Raw genomic sequence first — 20,160 nt, 5'->3', positions numbered from 1 at the left:
AGATATGCAATATTCGCTGTTATTGGGGGCTATTCTACGTCAATACAAAACGTATTGCAGGGCTTATTCCAAGCCTAAAGCACGTTTCACTGGTGCAAAACTTCGACGGTGTTGCTCAATCACGCCGTGTTGTTCAATCGCCTCAAAATGGGCTTTGGTTGGATAGCCTTTGTGTTTAGCAAAGCCGAACTGAGGGAATTCTTTATCCAACTGTTCCATTTCTTGGTCACGCACCACTTTGGCAATGATCGAAGCGGCGCTGATCTGCGCCACACGTAAGTCGCCTTTGACAACAGCGATCGCATCCATCGGTAACTTCGGCACTTTATTGCCATCGATCAGTACCAGATCAGGCTGAATGCCTAAACCTTCAACTGCGCGTTGCATCGCCACCATAGTGGCCTGAAAAATATTCAGTTCATCGATTTCTTTTGCACTGCAACGCCCAATTGACCACGCCAACGCTTTTTCTTTGATTTCAGGCAGCAAAGCAAGACGTTTTTTTTCACTCAATTTTTTAGAATCATTGAGCCCTTCAATAGGGTTATTAGGATCTAAAATCACAGCAGCCGTTACGACATCACCAACCAATGGCCCTCTGCCTACTTCATCCACACCGGCAATAAATTGGTAACCTAGCGGAATGTCGAATGGTGGAAGTTCTGTTGCTGCTTTTTTTGTTACTGCTGTTTTCTTTGTCTGTACCATTTTATTCTTTCCCGATTAACTTCAACACCGCACGTGCAGCTTGTTCATCTGCACCTTTGCGAATCCATTGATGCATTTCGGCAAATTTACGCAGCATAGATTGGTTATCACTCTCTAATAGCTCGCTGACATAATGCACCAAGTTTTCAACGGTACAGTCGTCTTGCAGAAGTTCTTTCACCAGCTCTTGCTCGGCTAATATGTTCGGCAGTGACACATAAGGTGTTTTCACCAAGCGTTTGGCCAAGAAATAGGTCAGTGCATTGACCCGATAACCAACCACCATAGGGCGTTTGAGCAACATACATTCCAGAGCAACGGTGCCTGAAGCCAATAAAACCGCATCTGAAGCGGTAATGACATTGCGAGCGGTATCATCCACCAAAACGAAATCAAGCTCAGGAGCGGTCTCTTTCCACGCAGCTTCGAACTGATCGCGACGTTTTTGGTTCACCAGTGCCACCACAAATCCAAGATCCGGGTATTTCTCTTTCAGCTTTTTACAGCTTTCAATAAATGGCTGCGCCAGCATTTTCATCTCACCACCGCGGCTTCCCGGTAATACCGCCAGCCAACGACGAGATGAATCCAATCCAAGTAGCTGTTGCGCAGGCAATTTATCGTTTTGTAGCGGAATAGCATCCGCCAGCGTGTGACCGATAAATTCGCAAGGCACCTTAAACTTGTCATAAAAGGCTTTTTCAAACGGTAAAAAAGCTAAAACGAGATTGGTTGCTGCGGCAATTTTGAATATGCGCTTTTGGCGCCAGGCCCAAACAGACGGGCTAACATAATGCACGGTTTTAATGCCCGCATTTTTCAGGTCTAATTCAAGCCGCAAGTTAAAGTCAGGCGCATCAATACCAACAAACACATCCGGTGGGTTAGCGGTAAAATACTTAACCAATTCCGCTTTTACTTTCAACAATCGAGATAAGCGCCCAAGCACTTCCACTAAGCCCATGACCGATAACTCTTCCATATCAAACAGAGACTCGCACCCTTGAGCCATCATCTTTGGGCCGCCAATACCGACGAATTCCGCATCAGGATATTGCTGTTTAATGGCTTTGATAAAGCCTTCACCTAACGTATCACCAGACATCTCTCCAGCAACAACACCTACGCGCAGCGGCTTTCTCGCTTCAGACATACTTTTCGCCTTACTTATTATGATCTGACTAATACTTCTCTCGTTCCCATGCGTGGGAATGCATATTTAACGCTAAGACTTTCCATATTTAGCTCTGGTATGCATCCCCACGGAGGACCGTGGGGACGAGTAAATGAATATCGCTAGCCTTAAAACACAAAAAGACCGCAGCCTTTACGCTGCGATCTTTTCTCATGGTCAATTCAAGCGCAAATTAACGAATGATGCCACGTTCCGTTGTTTCCAGAATGGCAACAAAACGTTCAATCGCCGGCCACTCTTGTGCCATCTCTTTCAACACCGGCAGTACTTCTGCTTGGGTTTTACCTGAACGGTAGATTTCTTTGTACGCTTGTTGAATAGCGCGAATTTCTGCCTTTTCAAAACCGTTACGTTTCAAGCCTACAAGGTTCAGGCCGAATGGTGTTGCATGGTTGCCTTGCGCTAGCACGTACGCAGGTACATCCTGAACAACCGCAGAACAGCCACCCACATAAGCATAAGCTCCAACTCTGCAGAATGGGTGAATGGCTGATAGTGCCATGACACCGGCGTAATCTTCGACGGTGACATGTCCACCCAAAATCGAATTATTACCAATGTGAGTGTTGTTACCGACCACACAGTCATGAGCGATATGCGCATTAACACATAACAAGTTATCATTACCTACCACTGTCGTGGCTTTATCTTGCACTGTACCACGATGAACTTGCACCGCTTCACGGATCACGTTGCGGTCACCGATAACCACTGTGGTATCTTCACCGCCATACTTCTTGTCTTGGTTCTCTTCACCAATAACCGCATGCGGGAAAATACGGTTGTCTTTACCGATAACCGTATTACCTTTGATAACAACGTGAGACATCACTTCAGTGTTGTCACCGATTGTCACGCCCGAAGTAATATAAGTAAAAGGACCAACGGTTACGTTAGCACCAATCACGGCGCCTTCTTCGACTACCGCGCTTGGATGAATTCGTGCTGATTCGTGAATCATATTAAAACTCTCTACGTGCGCATTTTAGTTCAGCGGAACACACAACATCGCCGTCAACTTTCGCCACACCGTTAAACAGAGCAATACCACGGCGCTCTTTTAGGAATTCGACTTCGATGATCAACTGGTCACCAGGAACAACCGGTTTACGGAATTTCGCGTTATCAATACTTGCAAAATAGTAAAGTTCGTTCTCTTGGGATGCACCAAAAGACTTAAACGCTAACAAACCCGTAGCTTGAGCCATAGCTTCAAGAATAAGAACACCCGGGAAAATCGGCAGTTGTGGGAAATGCCCCGTAAACTGAGGCTCATTGACTGAAACGTTTTTTAGTCCAACAAGATATTTGCCTTCTTGGTAATCCGTTACACGATCAATCAACAAAAACGGATAGCGGTGAGGAAGTAGCTCCCGAATTTCGGTGATATTCATCGTTTTCTTTTCAGTAGTCAAAGTCATATTCCTATTCTTTAAAATTATCAAAATTCTTTCGGCATTATAGACGAAAAAGACTCGCACTTTGCGAGCCTTATCGACAAAGGTCTGTAAAATATGCCTTTAGGCGTCTTTTTTTTGTGCTAATTGCTTTTCTTTTTGAGCTAATAGCTTTTCCACTTGTTTAAGACGCTTGTTCATCTCATCAATGCGATGAACACGAGTCGCTGTTTTGCGCCACTCTTTGTTGGGTTGTAAAGGTATACCCGAAGAGTACATCCCCTTCTCTTCAATGCTGCGCATTACCATGCCCATACCTGTGATGGTGACACCATCAGCAATAGTAATATGACCATTAAGAACGCTTGCGCCACCGATAATGCAGTATTTACCAATGTGAGTGCTGCCAGCGACAACTGTACCACCAGCCATTGCTGTACCATATCCGATGTGCACGTTATGCGCGATTTGCAGTTGGTTATCTAAAATAACATTGTCTTCGATAACCGTATCGTCTAACGCACCGCGGTCAATGGTAGTACAAGCGCCGATCTCAACACGGTTGCCAATTCGAACCGTTCCAATTTGTGGAATTTTAATCCACTCACCACGTTCATTAGCGTAGCCGAAACCATCAGAGCCAATAACAGTGTTGGATTGAACCAAGCAGTCAGAGCCAATTTGAACATCATGGTAAATGCTCACATTTGCCCATAGTTTGCTGTTATTACCCAGCTTGGCATTTTTACCGATAAAACACCCCGCACCAATGGCCACGTTATCACCCAGCGTTACACCAGATTCAACAACCGCATTGGCACCAATAGAGACATTAGCTCCCATCACCACATCGTCAGCGACCACGGCACTTGCCGATACGCCGTTTGCAGCGGGTGCAGGAGTCACATCTAACGCTTGTGCTACCTTAGCAAAGGCAACATAGGGATCAGCAACAACCAGAACATTCGATGGACACAGCTTTCGCTCTGACTCTTTCACCATCAACACCGTTGCTTTAGATTCCGCTAAGTGTTTGCTGTATTTCGAATTCGACAAGAAGGCCACATCGCCTTCTTGCGCACTATCCATTGGAGCAACACGATGAATCACAGCCTTGCTGTCACCGTGTAACTCTCCGCCAGTAATTGCTGCTAATTCAGCTAAAGTCAGTGTTTTCATGTTCAATTGCTATCTGTGTTTATAAGAGCGAGTTATTTGATTGCTTTGATTACTTTTTCTGAAATATTGAATTCAGGCTTACCATATTGCATCGCACTGATATCAATGATCATATCGTAACCTTCTTTCTCTGCCACTTTCTTCACCGCTTCTTGGATCACGTGGAATAACTTTTGTTTTTCTTCCGCTTCACGTTGTGCCGATGCTTTGTCTAAAGCTTGCGCTTTAATTTTATAAGTGCTGTCCAGTTGGCCGATTTCAATACGTAGCTTTTCAACTTCTTCTTGACTCATTAAAGATGAATCACGTTTCAACTTTTCAATTTTAGTCTTAGCTTGCGCTTGAATGCCCTGTAGTTCAGCCGCTTTATCTTCAAACTCAGCTTTCATTTTTTGCAATACAACTTCACGTTGTGGCAGCGCCTGAAATACTTGTGCGGTATTGATATAACCAATTTTTTGCGCCGCTTGTGCTGCATTGGCAAACATTGATGAGCTCAACACAAGAAGGCTAATACCTGCAGCTTTAATCATTTTATTCAACATACTTTCCTCAATTTAGAACGTTTTACCGATAGTGAATGTGAAGAACTCTTCATCATCACCTTCGTAAATTTTTATTGGTTTCGCCAATGAGAACACCAAAGGTCCCATCGGTGACATCCATTGCAATGCAACACCGTAAGATGAACGGTAATTGGTTGGATCAGAGTAGTCATAGTAGTACTCAGTACCATCGTCTCCCTTTTGAGCTTTACGATAGTCAAATTCAGTATCCCAGACACTTGCCATATCAAAGAAGATACTGGTACGAATTTGGCTGCGCGCTTCATCTGATGCAAATGGCGTCGGGAAAATTAACTCTATACTACCTAATGCAACCGCGTTACCACCAACCGAATCATCAGTAATGTTATAAGGTTTAGAACCATTCACCGAAGGTTCGTTGTCCATTCTATAAACCGCTTTAGGACCCGCGGAATTAGAGCCAAAACCACGTAGGCTAGTGAAACCACCTGCGTAGAAGTTTTCATAGAATGGATACAAGTTATCTTGCCCATCCGTTTGACCATAACCGTTACCATACCCCAATCGACCACGCAGCAACAAGGCAAACTCATGTTTCTTGGTTAACGGGAAGTATTGGCGCACATCATACTGCAGTTTAAAAAACTGTGCGTCAGAGCCAGGTACGGTCATCTTATAATAAGCGCGTTGATAGTTGCCAGCAGTAGGGAAATAGCCTTTGTTTAGGTTATTGCGTGTCCATGATAGGTTGATATCAAAATCGTCCGTATTGAGGCTGCCGTCTTCGTCAAGATTGCCCGCTTGTGCAATCAGGAACTGTTCGACCTGAAGATAAGGGGACAAGTTACCGATCGAGTTGTGCGTGTAACCCACACCCAATTCAAAACGGTTCAATTCATCAAATGGGAAACCCCAGGTTAAGCTAGTACCGTAACTTTCGTTGGTATAGTCAACAATGCCCGCTTCAGAGGCTTCAAACTGGTTATAGAAAACTTTGCCGCCTAAGCTCACACCATCAAGGTTCCAGTATGGGTCGCGGTACTCTAATGTAACGTTCTTTTGGTAGTCATTGGTCATGGCGCTGATACCAACACGGTTACCAGTACCTAAGAAGTTATCCTGTTGCAGACCAACCTGGAAGCTCACACCCGATTCTGTACCGTAACCAATACCGAAGTTAACACTGCCCGAGTTGGCTTCTTTGACGTTGTAAACAAGGTCAACCTGGTCTTCACTTCCCGGTACACGAACCGTTTGTACATCGACAGTTTCAAAGAAACCTAAACGGTTCAGACGCGCTTTACCGGTATCAATCGCTTTAGAGCTTAACCAACTGCCTTCCATCTGACGCATTTCACGGCGCAGGACTTCATCACGCGTTGCATTGTTGCCGACAAAACGAATATCACGTACATAGATACGCTTGCCTGACTCAACATTAACCACTAACGAAACTTGTTTGGTTTCATCATTAAATTCAGGAATAGTACGAACCTGTGGGTAGGCGTAACCCGCTTCGCCAAGCACGCGCTTTACACCTTCTTCGAGCTGCGTAACCGCGGATCCGTTATACGTTTCGCCATCCTCAAAAGGAATAAGGGCTTTAAACTCATCGTCTTTGCCGATCAGTTCGCCACGGAATTTAACCTCTTTAACGGTATAAGTTTCCCCTTCAGTCAGATTTAAGGTGATATAAACACCTTTCTTATCAGGAGAAATAGATACGTTGGTTGAATCAACCTGAAATTTTAAATAACCACGATCCAGATAGTAAGAACGAAGCGCCTCGATATCACCAGCTAATACTTGCTTTTGATACTTATCATCAGAAAGAAAGTTCCACCAGGCAACATCAACGTTGAGGTTAAAACGAGACAACAACTCTTGGTCAGTAAACACTTGGTTACCGATAAAGTTGATCTGCTGAATTTTCGCAGACACACCCTCAGTAAAAACGAACTTTAAGTCAGCACGATTGCGCGGTAGCGGTGTAACCACAGCCTGCACTGTTGCGTTGTACTTACCAACACTGTAGTAAAAATCTTCCAGACCTTTTTCAATGTTGCTTAACGTGGTTCGGTCCAACGCTTCGCCAACTCGAATCCCTGAAGCATCAAGATTCTGCTGAAGCTGTTCTTCTTTAATTGCCTTATTGCCAGAGAATGAAACCGTCGCAATCGTTGGGCGTTCTTTTACCTCAACAACCAGCACATCACCATCTCGAAGCACTTTCACATCCTCAAAGTTACCGGATGCGTAAAGCGCTTTAATAATTCCTGCAACATCTTGTGAATCAACAGAATCACCGATACGAACTGGCATTTTCAACAAAGCGGCACCAAGTGCCACACGTTGTAAACCGTTGATCTGAATGTCCTGTACAACAAAACTCTCGGCACTGTTCGCCGACACGCTGGTTGCGAGCAGTGTCGCGAAAAGGATCTTTTTCATTGCCATATGTATTTGAATTATTCCTTACTACAGCTTTTGCCTAATGTTAATCAATCACAGGCGCGTAAAATCGTTAAATAATGCCACAGCCATTAAGGAGAAAATAATTGCCCCACCAATTCGATAGCCCATTTCTTGTACTTTTTCTGGTACCGGGCGACGGGTAATTCCCTCAACAGCAAAAAATAATAGGTGCCCACCATCCAACATAGGTAATGGTACCAAGTTTATGATCCCTAGATTCACACTGATCAGAGCTAAAAAGCCCAAGAAATAGACCAAACCATAATCGGCTGTCGTTCCTGCACCTTTGGCAATCGAAATAGGGCCACTTAAGTTATTTAGACCAACATCTCCGACAATAAGTTTCTTCAACATATTGATGGTTAAAGCAATAACTTGACCAGTTTTTTCGACCGCTTTACCAACCGACTCAAATACACCATATTGGAGATCAAAGCGATAGTTTTCAGGCCATTGTGCGACTTCAGGAGCGATACCAGCAAAACCAATCACTTTTCCTTGAGCAACCTTCTTTGCCTGAGGAATCAAAACGACCGATAAAGCCTCACCATCTCGATCTAGCTTTAGTTGAAGTGGTTTATCGGCACTGTTTTGAATCGCCGTCACTACCTGTTGCCAGTCGTTGATAGAGCGACCATCAATGTGAGTTAGAATATCACCCACTTTAAGACCCGCAATTTGTCCTGCACCACCTTCAGATACACTCATTAAAGACATATATATTTCAGGGGTATAAGGTTTAAAACCTAAGGCTTCCATAGCAGACTGCGATTCTGGATCAAAGTTCCATTCCGCCAGGTCTAAAGTTTTAATTTCGTCGATGCCGACACCTTGTTGAGAGGTCACAGTCATCACCAGTTGCTGATCACCGATGTGATCAATCAACCCCATATTGACCGCCTCCCAATTGAGCGTTTCAACGCCTGACACCGATGTGATTTGCATTCCTTTCTCTAATCCGGCTTGAGCAGAGATGGAATGAGGGATGATTTCCCCTATAACCGGCTTAACGGTAGGAACACCGACAAGAAAAACAATCCAGTAGGCAAAAATAGCGAAGAAAAAATTAAATGCAGGCCCCGCAGCCACAATAGCAGAGCGTTTCCACAGCGGTTTTTTATCGAATGCATAACACTGCTCTTCAGCAGGGACGTCGTCGACACGACCATCTAGCATCTTAACGAAGCCACCGAGTGGGATCATCGAAATGCTGTATTCCGTCCCATCTTTGCCAACTTTACTCCAGATGGACTTACCGAAACCAATTGAGAATTTTTCAACTTTTACTCCGCACTTTCTTGCGACCCAAAAGTGTCCAAACTCATGCACCGCAACTAAGATGCTAAGGGCTACGATGAAGGATACAAAATTCCACAAAATGCCACTCATAATATACGCTCTTTTAGGACTTGATCTGCTATCTTGCGGGCCATTGTATCTAGCTCCAACAGGCTTTCCAAGTCATAGCAATGTAACTGGGTATTAGTACGACATACTTGAGACAATACCGTTTCATTAATCAATGCAATATCGGTAAAACGAATTTGCCCTTGCAAAAATGCATCGACAGCAACCTCATTCGCGGCATTGAGTGATGTGGTCGCGTGTTGACCCTCATAACAGGCATCAATAGCCAGTTTCAAACAAGGGTAGCGCTGATAATCCACATCCATAAAAGTCAGCTCACTCAGACGAGTAAAGTCGAGCAGATTAACGTTAGCACTGACACGATTTGGATACGCCATGGTAAAGGCAATCGGCGTCGCCATATCGGGTTCACCCATCTGCGCAATCACGGAACCATCTTTAAACTGCACCATTGAATGAATGACCGACTGAGGATGAATCAACACTTTAAGCTGATCTCTTGAAGCATTAAATAGCCATTTAGCTTCAATATATTCCAAACCTTTATTCATCATGGTAGCAGAATCGACGGAAATCTTCGGTCCCATTGACCAGTTTGGATGAGCAATGGCTTGTGCTGGAGTCACATTCGATAAACTATTGATATCGCTATAACGGAATGGACCGCCCGACCCTGTCAATAAAATATGAGAGACACCGCTAGCAGTGAGATCACATCGACCTAGTTGGCTCTGCGCTTCTCGCGGTAAGCACTGGAAAATGGCATTATGCTCACTATCGACAGGAAGCAGTTCGGCGCCGTATTGCTCTACCGCATCAATAAACAACTGCCCCGACATAACAAGCGCTTCTTTGTTAGCAAGCAATACCCGCTTACCCGCTTTTACAGCAGCCATAGTTGGCACTAAACCCGCAGCGCCCACAATAGCAGCCATTACGGTATCAACTTCTGGCATTGAAGAAACGTGACACATAGCATCAATACCGTATAAAACTTCTGTTCGAAGTTTTAGATCTGTTAGCTGTGTTGCAAGCTGCTTAGCGGCTTCTGCGCTTGCCATTACTGCATATTGGGGCTGCCATATTTGGCACAGTTCACGCATTTTTTCCACGTTAACGCCCGCAGCTAAAGCAACAATATCAAACTGCTCAGGATTTTCTTTAACTACTTTAAGCGTGCTGGCTCCAATAGAGCCGGTTGCACCAAGAATCGTTAACTTACGCATAGCAAAACCGTTATAAATAATTGAAACAGGCAAGGCTCGCTTGCCTACCTGTTAAAGCATAAAGTAAAGAAAAGCGAAAACGGGGAATGCAGCCGTTAAACTGTCTATACGGTCAAGAATTCCACCATGTCCAGGGATAATATTGCTGCTGTCTTTGATCCCAGAAACACGCTTAAACATGCTCTCAACCAAATCACCAAGTACGGAGATCACCACAGTTAACAATATGGTAATTAACATCACCGGGAGTGAAGTAAACTGAATACTAAATAGATCAGCAAATACCCAACCGACTAACATGGCGGCAGCAACACCGCCGAGCAAGCCTTCAATGGTTTTATTTGGACTTACCGCCGGAGCCATCTTGTGCTTGCCAAAGCTCTTACCCGCAAAATAAGCACCGCTATCTGCCGACCAAACGATCAAGCAAACAAACAGCACTAAGCGAGCGCCATGAAACGCATCAATGGCAATGTTCTCTGCTCGCAGGAAAATAACGCTCCAAAAAAATGGAATAAGTGTAAGCAAACCAAAGATGTGACGTAAAACGTTAGAATTTTCCCACCAAGGGCGAGATTTAGGGTAGCTAATGGCAAGAAAGCTAGACAGTAACCACCAAAGACTACCAACAATAAGCAATAAATGATGCGAATCACTGAGAGAATGAAACCAAGTTTCGTCTGTTGTTAGCCAGAAATAACTTGCGATACCAGCGATAATGGCCGGTACAAGTGCGACATAACGGGATGAAGCATTGACAAATTGAGTCCATTCCCAACAACCAACAAAAGTCACTGCCGCCAAAGCAGCCATAAACCAGGGTAGAGAGAGATAAAAAATGGCTAAAACCACCAAAGGTGCAAGTATGAGCGCTGTAATTATTCTTTGCTTCAAACTTTAAATCCTATTTTATTTTTCCATCAATGCCTTGATTTGTTCACCAGTGCAACCGAAACGGCGCTCACGATTAACAAACCAAGTCACTGCTTCAACCAAGCTTTCTTCGCCAAATTCAGGCCAATAAGTCGGAGTGAAATACAGTTCAGCATAGGCCAACTGCCACAACATAAAGTTACTGATGCGACATTCGCCGCCCGTACGAATCATCAAATCAACCGCAGGAATATCGGACATAGTCAGATGAGCACGAATGGTTTCATCGTTAATATCCGAAGGAACCAGTTCACCCAGAGCAACTTTTTCAGCAATAGCTCTGGTTGCTTGAGTAATATCCCATTGACCGCCATAATTTGCAGCGATGTTGATCAACATGCCTGTATTATCTTTCGTTAGTTGTTCTGCTTGAGCAATTTTGTTTTGCAAGCGTTCACTAAAACGACTTTTGTCGCCAATAATACGTAAACGTAATTGATTTTTATGCAGTTTTTTAACTTCTGTCGTCAACACTGTCATAAACAATTCCATTAACACTCCGACTTCATCTTCAGGTCGACGCCAGTTTTCACTGCTAAAAGCGAAAAGCGTTACCGCTTTGATGCCCAAACGGGCTGCGGTAGAAATCGTTTTACGAACTGAAGCGACACCGTTCTTGTGTCCAAACACACGAGGTTTACCCCGCTCTTTGGCCCAACGTCCGTTGCCATCCATAATGACTGCAATGTGTTGTGGTAAAGCATCTGGAGAGAGTTGCGAATTTTGCATAAGGAAGTTTTGACGATAAAAAAGATGATGAAGAGTAGCATAGATAAACGCCGCGCTGCGAGCACAGCGTTTATATCATTGAAAGTTATGAGAGATTAAACTTCCATTAGCTCTTTTTCTTTTGCTGCAAGAACTTCGTCGATTTTCTTCACAGCTACGTCTGTCAGTTTTTGGATCTCATCTTGAGCTTTACGATCTTCATCTTCAGAGATTTCTTTATCTTTAAGCAGAGCTTTTAGATCACCGTTAGCATCACGACGAATGTTACGTACCGCAACACGACCACCTTCGGCTTCGCCACGGACGATCTTAACCAGATCACGACGACGCTCTTCGGTTAGCGGAGGAAGTGGAACACGGATAATAGTACCCGCAGACATAGGGTTCAGACCTAGGTCCGAAGCCAAAATTGCTTTTTCAACTTTTGGCGTTAGCTCTCGATCAAATACAGTGATTGCTAGCGTACGTGCATCTTCAGCCACAACGTTTGCAACTTGCGTTAGAGGTGTTGGGGCACCGTAGTACTCAACAGAAATGCCAGAAAGTATGCTTGGGTGAGCACGACCAGTACGAATCTTAGAAAGGGTGTTCTTTAGTGCTTCAACACTTTTGTCCATACGCTCTTGAGCGTCTTTTTTAATCTCATTAATCACAATTTCACCTTAATTCTTATTTCATCCAGAGAGTGATTATACTTAGGCGCTGATCAGCGTACCTTCCGCCTCACCCATAACCACTCGGCGTAGAGAGCCAGGTTTATTCATATTGAATACGCGAATTGGCATGCCGTGATCACGAGCCAATGTAAACGCCGCTAAATCCATTACTTTCAATTCTTTGTCAAGAACGTCGCTGTATGAAAGTTTATCATACAATTGCGCATCTGGGTTAGCTACAGGGTCTGCTGAGAACACACCGTCAACTTTGGTTGCTTTTAGTACGATATCCGCTTCAATTTCGATACCACGTAGACATGCCGCTGAGTCAGTAGTAAAGAACGGGTTACCAGTACCTGCTGAGAAAATCACCACACGACCACCACGTAGTTGGCTGATTGCATCTGCCCAGTTGTAATCATCACATACACCATTCAAAGGAATAGCAGACATTACACGAGCATTCACATAGGCACGGTGAAGTGCATCACGCATAGCTAAACCATTCATTACTGTTGCTAACATACCCATGTGGTCGCCCACAACGCGGTTCATACCCGCTTTAGCCAGACCAGCACCACGGAACAAGTTACCGCCACCGATAACAACACCCACTTGTACACCAAGCTCTACCAGCTCTTTTACTTCCTGAGCCATACGATCAAGAACGGCTGGATCAATACCAAAACCTTCTTCACCTTGAAGCGCTTCGCCGCTAAGTTTTAACAGAATACGTTGATATACTGGTTTAGGGTTCGTTGTCATGGACTTTACCTTCCAAAGAGAGTGATTGATTAACAGTCATGAATAGACTTACTTAAGTAAGTATATTCGTCACGGTTAAGCCGTTCGACTCATTTAGTTATACAAATTAGCTAGCTAAATATTCATCGCCTTATTCGTGAAAAGACCGCAGCCTTGGCCACGGTCTTTTTATCAGCAATTCGCTAAGGATTAACCTTTTTGCGCCGCTGCAACTTCTTCTGCGAAGCTTAGGCCTTCAGCTTTCTCAATACCTTCACCTACTTCTAGGCGTACGAAAGTAGAAACAGCAGCGCCACGCTCTTTAAGGATCTCACCAACAGATTTCTTAGGTTCCATTACAAATGGCTGACCAGTTAGAGAAACTTCGCCAGTGAATTTCTTCATGCGGCCTTCAACCATTTTCTCTGCGATTTCTTTTGGTTTGCCTTCGTTCATAGCGATTTCAACTTGAACTTCACGCTCTTTAGCAACCACGTCTGCAGGTACGTCAGTTGGGTTCACGTACTCAGGACGAGAAGCCGCTACGTGCATAGCAATGTGTTTTAGAGTTTCTGCATCGCCTTCACCAGCAACAACCACACCGATTTTATCGCCGTGACGGTAAGAAGCCAGAGCAGCACCTTCAACGTATTGTACGCGGCGGATTGAGATGTTCTCACCGATTTTTGCAACAAGAGCAACACGAGTTTCTTCGAATTTAGCTTGTAGTTCTTCAACAGTTGCTTTAGTTGCTAGTGCATCTTCAGCTACTTGGTTAACGAATGCTGTAAAGTTACCGTCTTTTGCTACGAAGTCAGTTTGGCAGTTAACTTCTAGAAGAACAGCTACACCATTAGCTTCTTTGATAACGATAGTACCTTCAGCAGCTACGTTACCTGCTTTTTTAGCAGCTTTAGCAGCGCCAGACTTACGCATGTTTTCAATTGCTAGCTCGATGTCACCGTCTGTTTCAACAAGCGCTTTTTTACATTCCATCATACCTGCGCCAGTACGTTCGCGCAGTTCTTTTACTAGAGCAGCAGTAACAGCCATTCTCTATTCCTCAGTTAAATTCTGGATAAGGTAAAAATTGAGGGCCTACATTATCGGCCCCCAATACTAACTATAACCTAGCATATGTTTCAGTTTTTAACCCATACACTAAGTGAGACTCGGAGCCGCTATTATTCAGCTTCTACGAAACCGTCTTTTTCAGCAACTACAGCCGCTACGTCTTTGTTACGGCCTTCATTTACAGATTCAGCCACAGCGTTTAGATATAGTTGTACTGCACGGATTGCGTCGTCGTTACCTGGGATAACGTAGTCAACGCCGTCTGGGTTAGAGTTAGTATCAACAACCGCGTACACTGGAATACCTAGGTTGTTTGCTTCTTTAACTGCGATGTGTTCGTGATCAGCGTCGATTACGAATAGAGCGTCTGGAAGGCCGCCCATCTCTTTGATACCACCAAGAGATTTCTCTAGCTTCTCCATTTCACGAGTACGCATTAGAGCTTCTTTCTTAGTTAGTTTGTCGAAAGTACCGTCTGTAGACTGTGCTTCAAGATCTTTTAGACGCTTGATTGATTGACGAACAGTTTTCCAGTTAGTTAGCATACCACCTAACCAACGGTTGTTTACGTAGTATTGGTTGCTTGCAAGAGCAGCTTCTTTAACAGCTTCAGATGCAGCGCGTTTAGTACCTACGAAAAGAACTTTACCTTTTTTCTCGCCAACTTTAACTAGCTCAGCTAGAGCTTCGTTGAACATTGGTACAGTTTTTTCTAGGTTAATGATGTGAACGCGGTTACGAGCGCCGAAAATGAATGGCTTCATTTTTGGGTTCCAGTAACGAGTTTGGTGACCGAAGTGAACACCAGCTTTCAGCATATCGCGCATTGATACAGTTGCCATTATAAAATCCTCTATGGGGTTAGGCCTCCACATCCCCCATGCATCCGACTCCTAAGCTAATACTTGGAGCACCCCGGAACACGTGTCGGAATGTGTGTGATTTAAGATAAAAGTTAATGGAGCAAAATCTGATTCGCCATCAAAGAAGAAAACAGACCCTGATTCCGGCGCGCTTTATATCATATTTTTCACCTTTATGGCTAGAAAAAAATGCCATTCACTTGTCAGTAGTTCACACTCACACTAGTGAAATTTCTTAGATATATGCTCTACGCTTAGCAGTCATTATAGGCGATATTAACAATTCTTATTTGAGTGTTTCCTTGCGATTCCTCTTTCCACTGATACAATAACGCGATTAGCACGCACCAAGTGCCAACATGTATGTAGAGTAAAGCTGATGTCTGTAAAAATTAAGAATGCTGAAGAAATAGAAAAAATGCGCGTTGCTGGTCGTCTGGCCGCAGAAGTTCTAGAAATGATTGAACCTTATATAAAGTCAGGTGTGACCACTGAAGAGTTGGATCAGATCTGCCACAAACATATCACTGAAGTTCAAGGCGCAATTCCAGCACCTCTCAATTATCACGGCTATCCAAAATCAATTTGTACTTCGATCAACCATATTGTATGTCATGGTATTCCTGCTACTCAGGATACAAAGTTCGGCCAATTGGTTCGTCCTGCGGTACTGAAAGAGGGTGACATCCTCAATATCGATATCACAGTCATTAAAGATGGTTACCACGGCGACACATCAAAGATGTTCCTTGTTGGTGAGGTTTCACCTGCCGATAAACGCCTATGCATGGTTGCTCAAGAGAGCTTGTACCTATCACTGAAGAAAGTGAAGCCAGGTATTCAACTGGGTGAAATCGGTACAGCGATTGAGAAATACATCAAAACCAACAATAAGAATAACCCAAGTACCAAATTTTCTATCGTACGCGACTACTGCGGGCATGGAATTGGTGCTGGATTTCATGAAGAACCGCAAGTGGTTCACTACAAAAACAGCGATCGTACCATCCTGCGTGAAGGTATGACATTTACTATCGAGCCGATGATCAACGCTGGTAAATTCGGCTGTCGTTTAGATGACGAAGACGATTGGACTGTGTACACAGCAGATGGTAAGAAATCCGCTCAGTGGGAACATACCATTTTAGTTACGGCAGACGGCTGTGAGATCCTAACGCTACGCGCAGAAGAGTCTCTGCCACGTTTTTTAGTTAATGCTTAAACGCCGACAAAATTGAATCTCAAACCAAATATCCCTGCTCGCAGGGATATTTCAGACTGATGACAAACCCAATTTCGTCATTCCAGAATTTCGGAACGAAATATCTGGAATCTAGTTTCAACGCACGCCAGAACTAGATTCCTGCCTTCGCAGGAATGACGGTAGGGTTAGGAATATCAGGTATAAATCGAATACCAACTTTGTCAACAAACTCAAATATCCCTGCTTGCAGGGATATTTTTTTATCTATTACTATCTGGTAGATTGATTTCAACAAATATTTAATTGTTATCTCAAAAACGAGATACTAGCATGGATGCTTTCACTATGCCTTTCCAGTCTCCTTTAACTTTTTCTGCTCAACAGCTCACCATCGGCGAGTTAAAACAGCAGCTCGAACATTTTGCGCAATACCAGAAACAAGAGTTTTTAAATCACCACCCTGTGACTGATCTCGTTCTAGGACGTTCGGAGTATATGGATTTACTCCTGCATCGTTTATGGCAGCACTTTGGTTTCATGGACATTGCCGAGCTGAGCTTAGTTGCTGTTGGCGGTTACGGACGCGGAGAGCTTCATCCTCTCTCAGATATTGATATTTTGATCATATCGAATAACAAAATAGCCGAACAGACAGCACGCAAGGTCAGTGAATTTATCACTTTGCTTTGGGACTTACGCTTAGAAGTAGGACACGCGGTTCGCACTGTTGATGAGTGCTCAGAAATTGGCCGGGCAGATCTGACTGTTGCCACCAACTTACAAGAAGCTCGGTTATTGGCAGGTAGTGAAGATACCTTCCATCGCTTAAAAATGGTGATTCATTCAGAGTCCTTCTGGCCCAGTGAAACCTTCTACAAAGCGAAGATCCAAGAACAACGCGAACGCCATGCTCGCTATCACGATACCACCTACAACCTGGAGCCAGACATCAAGTCGACGCCAGGTGGTTTGCGCGACATTCACACTTTAAGCTGGGTTGCCCGCCGCCACTTTGGCGCAACGTCTCTCTACGAAATGAGCCGCTACGGCTTTTTAACCGATGCAGAATATCGTGAACTGGTTGAATGTCAGGACTTCTTATGGCGCGTCCGTTTCGCTTTGCACATTGAGCTTAAACGTTACGACAACCGCCTCACTTTCGGTCTGCAAGCGCAAGTCGCAGAACATCTCGGTTTTAGCGGTGAAGGCAATCGTGCGGTTGAAATGATGATGAAAGAGTTCTACCGCACCGTTCGTCGCGTTGCTGAGCTTAATAAAATGTTGCTCAAGCTGTTTGATCAAGCCATCTTAAATAACGGTGAAGAGTGTGAACCAGAAATCCTCGATGAAGATTTTCAACGCCGTGGCAGTCTAATTGAGGCGAGAAAACCAGCCTTATTCCAAGCAAGACCAGAAACGATTTTGGATATGTTCCTCCATATCGCCAATGATTCGACCATTGATGGTGTCGCTCCTGCAACCATGCGCCAACTGCGCACTGCGCGACGTCGTTTAAACAAATTTTTGCACACCATCCCCGAAGCACGCGACAAATTTATGGAATTGGTTCGTCATCCAAATGCGTTGCACAGAGCCTTCAGATTAATGCACAAACTGGGCGTACTGGCCGCTTATCTACCGCAATGGAGTCAAATCGTCGGTCAGATGCAATTTGACCTATTTCACGCGTACACTGTTGATGAACATAGTATTCGCCTGCTCAAACACATCAATACCTTTGGTGATCCGGCCAATCATGACAGACACCCGATCTGCTGTGAAATCTATCCGAAATTGCAGAAAAAAGAGCTGCTGATCCTCGCCGCTATTTTCCATGACATAGGTAAAGGTCGTGGTGGCGACCATTCAGAAATCGGTGCGGAAGAAGCGTACGATTTTTGTATCGAACACGGCTTATCAAAACCTGAAGCTAAACTGGTCTCTTGGTTAGTACTCAATCACCTTCTGATGTCTGTCACCGCACAACGGCGTGACATTTATGATCCCGAAGTGATTATCGAATTTGCCAAAAAAGTTCGTGACGAAGAGTATTTAGAATATTTGGTCTGTCTAACCGTTGCTGATATCTGTGCAACTAACCCAGAGCTTTGGAACAGTTGGAAGAGAACCTTGCTTGCTGAACTTTTCTACTCGACTCAGCGAGCGCTACGTCGTGGGTTGGAAAACCCTGTCGATGTACGTGACCGTATTCGCCATAACCAACAACTGGCTTCCGCATTGTTACGTAAAGAAGGCTTTAGCAGCCGAGAAATTGAATTGCTATGGCAAAGATTCAAAGCGGATTATTTTCTGCGTCATACTCACAAACAAATTGCGTGGCATTGCACTCATTTACTGCGCCATCAAGATCCAACTCAGCCTCTAGTACTGCTGAGCAAAAAAGCGACTCGAGGCGGCACTGAGATATTTATCTATACCAAAGATCAGCCTTCTTTATTTGCCAAAGTCGTTGGCGAACTGGACAGACGCAACCTTAACGTCCATGACGCACAAATCATGACCAGCAAAGATGGCTATGTTCTCGATACCTTTATGGTACTGGATCAAAACGGAGCCGTGATTGAAGGAGCTCGTCATCAGGCGCTAAGCAAGCACATTGTCAATGTGCTAAAAAGCGAAAAAGTGTTGGAACTCAAAACCCGGCGCCTTCCGCGTCAGTTGAAGCATTTTACGGTTAAAACCAAGGTCGACTTTTTACCAACCAGAAGTAAGAAACGGACACTGATGGAGTTTGTTGCTCTTGATACTCCAGGGTTACTCGCAACCGTAGGTGCTACATTCTCTGCACTGAATCTGGATCTTCATGCAGCGAAAATCACCACTATGGGTGAGCGAGCAGAAGACTTGTTCATACTGACCAGTCCGCAGGGTAACAAGCTCAGTGAGGAGGAAGAGACTCTTTTGCGCGAAAAACTCATCGCCAATGTTTCACAACTTGCGCCCGATTGAAATTGTTACAAATAGCGATCTTGCCCACAAGTTAATCGATTTAAGCAAAATCAGCTATCTAACACACTTCGGGGCTGCTACATTTAACTTAGGCTCTGTCTAAAATTCAAACTATTCAGATCCTGTAAAATTGATGTAAAACACGAACCTAGAGGTCGCTTATGTTTCCACACCTCAATGGCTTAGGAATCCAAGATCCTAGCCAGATAGAACGCTACTCTTTACGCCAAGAGGCGCATAAAGATGTGCTAAAAATCTACTTTAAGAAGCAAAAAGGTGAATTATTCGCCAAAAGTGTAAAGTTTAAATACCCAAGGCAGAAAAAAAGCGTTTTGGTTGACAGTGGAAGTCATCAGTATAAAGAGATCACAGAAATCAACCGCAACTTAACCTTGATTATTGATGAGCTCAACCAAATAACCCGTCCAGAGACACCACAGGAAATCGATGTAAAACAGAAGATTTTGCAAGATCTTCGCCACTTGGAGAAAGTGGTTGCAAGCAAGATAGCGGAAATCGAAGCAGACCTCGAAAAACTTTAGTGCTCGCATAAGGCATTAGGTATAATTCTCATTCCCACGGTCCCCGTGGGAATGCATACCAAAGCCAAAATAGGCAGTTAATCTGACTCTCTGTGAGTCAAATATGCATTCCCACGCGTAGTGAAGTGACCCCCAATAGTTGGACAACCAATTATTGGGGGTCTTTTATTTATGTCCAAATACAGTCGCGAGTTAAAGTTCAAAGTAGCTAAAAAGTATCTTGATGGCTCCACTCCTCGAGAGCTCGCTGAAAAATATTCTGTCCCAACAAAACATGTTCGTTATTGGGCTCATGTTTTCACTATGCATGGTTCAAATTCATTTTTAATTGATGGCCATTCTCTTAGTGCGGAAGCTAAGCTGGAAGCGT

General features: G+C 44.2%; 18 protein-coding genes and 1 pseudogene. 4 read left to right on the top strand and 15 right to left on the bottom strand.

The genetic code is table 11. The features are described from left to right. Positions 1-63 precede the first annotated feature (63 nt). The 15 genes from rnhB to rpsB form a co-directional block, all read right to left on the bottom strand. The gene (gene rnhB / locus ACK5MF_RS03450) at positions 64-708 is read right to left on the bottom strand and encodes a ribonuclease HII (protein WP_416919392.1); all 645 of its coding nucleotides are present in this window, start codon (positions 706-708) and stop codon (positions 64-66) included. Position 709: 1 nt separating this feature from the next. After that, positions 710-1,861 carry a lipid-A-disaccharide synthase gene (gene lpxB / locus ACK5MF_RS03445; RefSeq protein ID WP_416919390.1) on the bottom strand — a complete coding sequence of 384 codons (1,152 nt, stop codon included), beginning with the start codon at positions 1,859-1,861 and terminating at the stop codon, positions 710-712. 214 nt (positions 1,862-2,075) lie between these two features. Beyond that, positions 2,076-2,864: an acyl-ACP--UDP-N-acetylglucosamine O-acyltransferase gene (gene lpxA / locus ACK5MF_RS03440; protein WP_416919388.1), complete on the bottom strand. Its 789-nt coding sequence runs from the start codon at positions 2,862-2,864 to the stop codon at positions 2,076-2,078. A gap of 1 nt (position 2,865) precedes the next feature. Continuing rightward, entirely contained in the window at positions 2,866-3,297 is a 432-nt protein-coding gene (fabZ, locus tag ACK5MF_RS03435) for a 3-hydroxyacyl-ACP dehydratase FabZ (RefSeq protein ID WP_416919405.1), read from the bottom strand. A gap of 126 nt (positions 3,298-3,423) precedes the next feature. Continuing rightward, the gene (gene lpxD / locus ACK5MF_RS03430; protein ID WP_416919386.1) at positions 3,424-4,479 is read right to left on the bottom strand and encodes a UDP-3-O-(3-hydroxymyristoyl)glucosamine N-acyltransferase; all 1,056 of its coding nucleotides are present in this window, start codon (positions 4,477-4,479) and stop codon (positions 3,424-3,426) included. Between the two features lie 32 nt (positions 4,480-4,511). After that, on the bottom strand, positions 4,512-5,021 hold the full coding sequence (locus ACK5MF_RS03425; RefSeq protein WP_416919403.1) for an OmpH family outer membrane protein: 510 nt from the start codon (positions 5,019-5,021) through the stop codon (positions 4,512-4,514). A gap of 15 nt (positions 5,022-5,036) precedes the next feature. Then, the gene (bamA, locus tag ACK5MF_RS03420) at positions 5,037-7,463 is read right to left on the bottom strand and encodes an outer membrane protein assembly factor BamA (protein ID WP_416919384.1); all 2,427 of its coding nucleotides are present in this window, start codon (positions 7,461-7,463) and stop codon (positions 5,037-5,039) included. A 48-nt stretch (positions 7,464-7,511) separates the two neighbouring features. Beyond that, on the bottom strand, positions 7,512-8,870 hold the full coding sequence (rseP, locus tag ACK5MF_RS03415; RefSeq protein WP_416919382.1) for a sigma E protease regulator RseP: 1,359 nt from the start codon (positions 8,868-8,870) through the stop codon (positions 7,512-7,514). After that, positions 8,867-10,075, bottom strand: a complete 1,209-nt coding sequence (gene ispC, locus ACK5MF_RS03410) for a 1-deoxy-D-xylulose-5-phosphate reductoisomerase (RefSeq protein WP_416919380.1) — start codon at positions 10,073-10,075, stop codon at positions 8,867-8,869. Before ispC ends, rseP begins: the two co-directional genes overlap by 4 nt. A 51-nt stretch (positions 10,076-10,126) precedes the next feature. Then, positions 10,127-10,969 carry a phosphatidate cytidylyltransferase gene (locus tag ACK5MF_RS03405; RefSeq protein ID WP_416919378.1) on the bottom strand — a complete coding sequence of 281 codons (843 nt, stop codon included), beginning with the start codon at positions 10,967-10,969 and terminating at the stop codon, positions 10,127-10,129. A 15-nt stretch (positions 10,970-10,984) separates the two neighbouring features. Then, positions 10,985-11,737: a polyprenyl diphosphate synthase gene (uppS, locus tag ACK5MF_RS03400; protein WP_416919376.1), complete on the bottom strand. Its 753-nt coding sequence runs from the start codon at positions 11,735-11,737 to the stop codon at positions 10,985-10,987. Positions 11,738-11,832: 95 nt separating this feature from the next. Beyond that, positions 11,833-12,390: a ribosome recycling factor gene (gene frr, locus ACK5MF_RS03395; RefSeq protein ID WP_416919374.1), complete on the bottom strand. Its 558-nt coding sequence runs from the start codon at positions 12,388-12,390 to the stop codon at positions 11,833-11,835. A gap of 42 nt (positions 12,391-12,432) precedes the next feature. Next, complete coding sequence (gene pyrH / locus ACK5MF_RS03390) at positions 12,433-13,158, bottom strand: UMP kinase (RefSeq protein WP_165312093.1); 726 nt, start codon at positions 13,156-13,158, stop codon at positions 12,433-12,435. Positions 13,159-13,347: 189 nt separating this feature from the next. After that, positions 13,348-14,190 (bottom strand): translation elongation factor Ts, encoded by an 843-nt coding sequence (tsf, locus tag ACK5MF_RS03385; protein WP_416919372.1) that lies wholly within the window; start codon positions 14,188-14,190, stop codon positions 13,348-13,350. A 131-nt stretch (positions 14,191-14,321) separates the two neighbouring features. Continuing rightward, positions 14,322-15,053, bottom strand: coding sequence for a 30S ribosomal protein S2 (gene rpsB, locus ACK5MF_RS03380; RefSeq protein ID WP_416919370.1), 732 nt, complete (start codon positions 15,051-15,053; stop codon positions 14,322-14,324). 400 nt (positions 15,054-15,453) lie between these two features. Between rpsB and map the strand changes: the two genes are divergently transcribed. The 4 genes and pseudogenes from map to ACK5MF_RS03360 form a co-directional block, all read left to right on the top strand. Further along, on the top strand, positions 15,454-16,296 hold the full coding sequence (gene map / locus ACK5MF_RS03375) for a type I methionyl aminopeptidase (RefSeq protein ID WP_416919368.1): 843 nt from the start codon (positions 15,454-15,456) through the stop codon (positions 16,294-16,296). A gap of 327 nt (positions 16,297-16,623) precedes the next feature. Next, positions 16,624-19,248: a bifunctional uridylyltransferase/uridylyl-removing protein GlnD gene (glnD, locus tag ACK5MF_RS03370; RefSeq protein ID WP_416919401.1), complete on the top strand. Its 2,625-nt coding sequence runs from the start codon at positions 16,624-16,626 to the stop codon at positions 19,246-19,248. Between the two features lie 161 nt (positions 19,249-19,409). Beyond that, a complete protein-coding gene (locus tag ACK5MF_RS03365; RefSeq protein WP_416919366.1) occupies positions 19,410-19,790 on the top strand; it encodes a DUF3461 family protein in 381 nt (126 codons plus the stop codon). 171 nt (positions 19,791-19,961) lie between these two features. Next, positions 19,962-20,160 (top strand): annotated as a pseudogene (locus tag ACK5MF_RS03360) (helix-turn-helix domain-containing protein); the annotation flags it as partial.

The sequence above is a fragment of the Vibrio sp. genome, from assembly GCF_047973365.1.
Lineage (GTDB): Bacteria > Pseudomonadota > Gammaproteobacteria > Enterobacterales > Vibrionaceae > Vibrio.
Note: the sequence above shows the minus strand (reverse complement) of the source record. Positions and strands in the feature narration are given on the sequence as shown.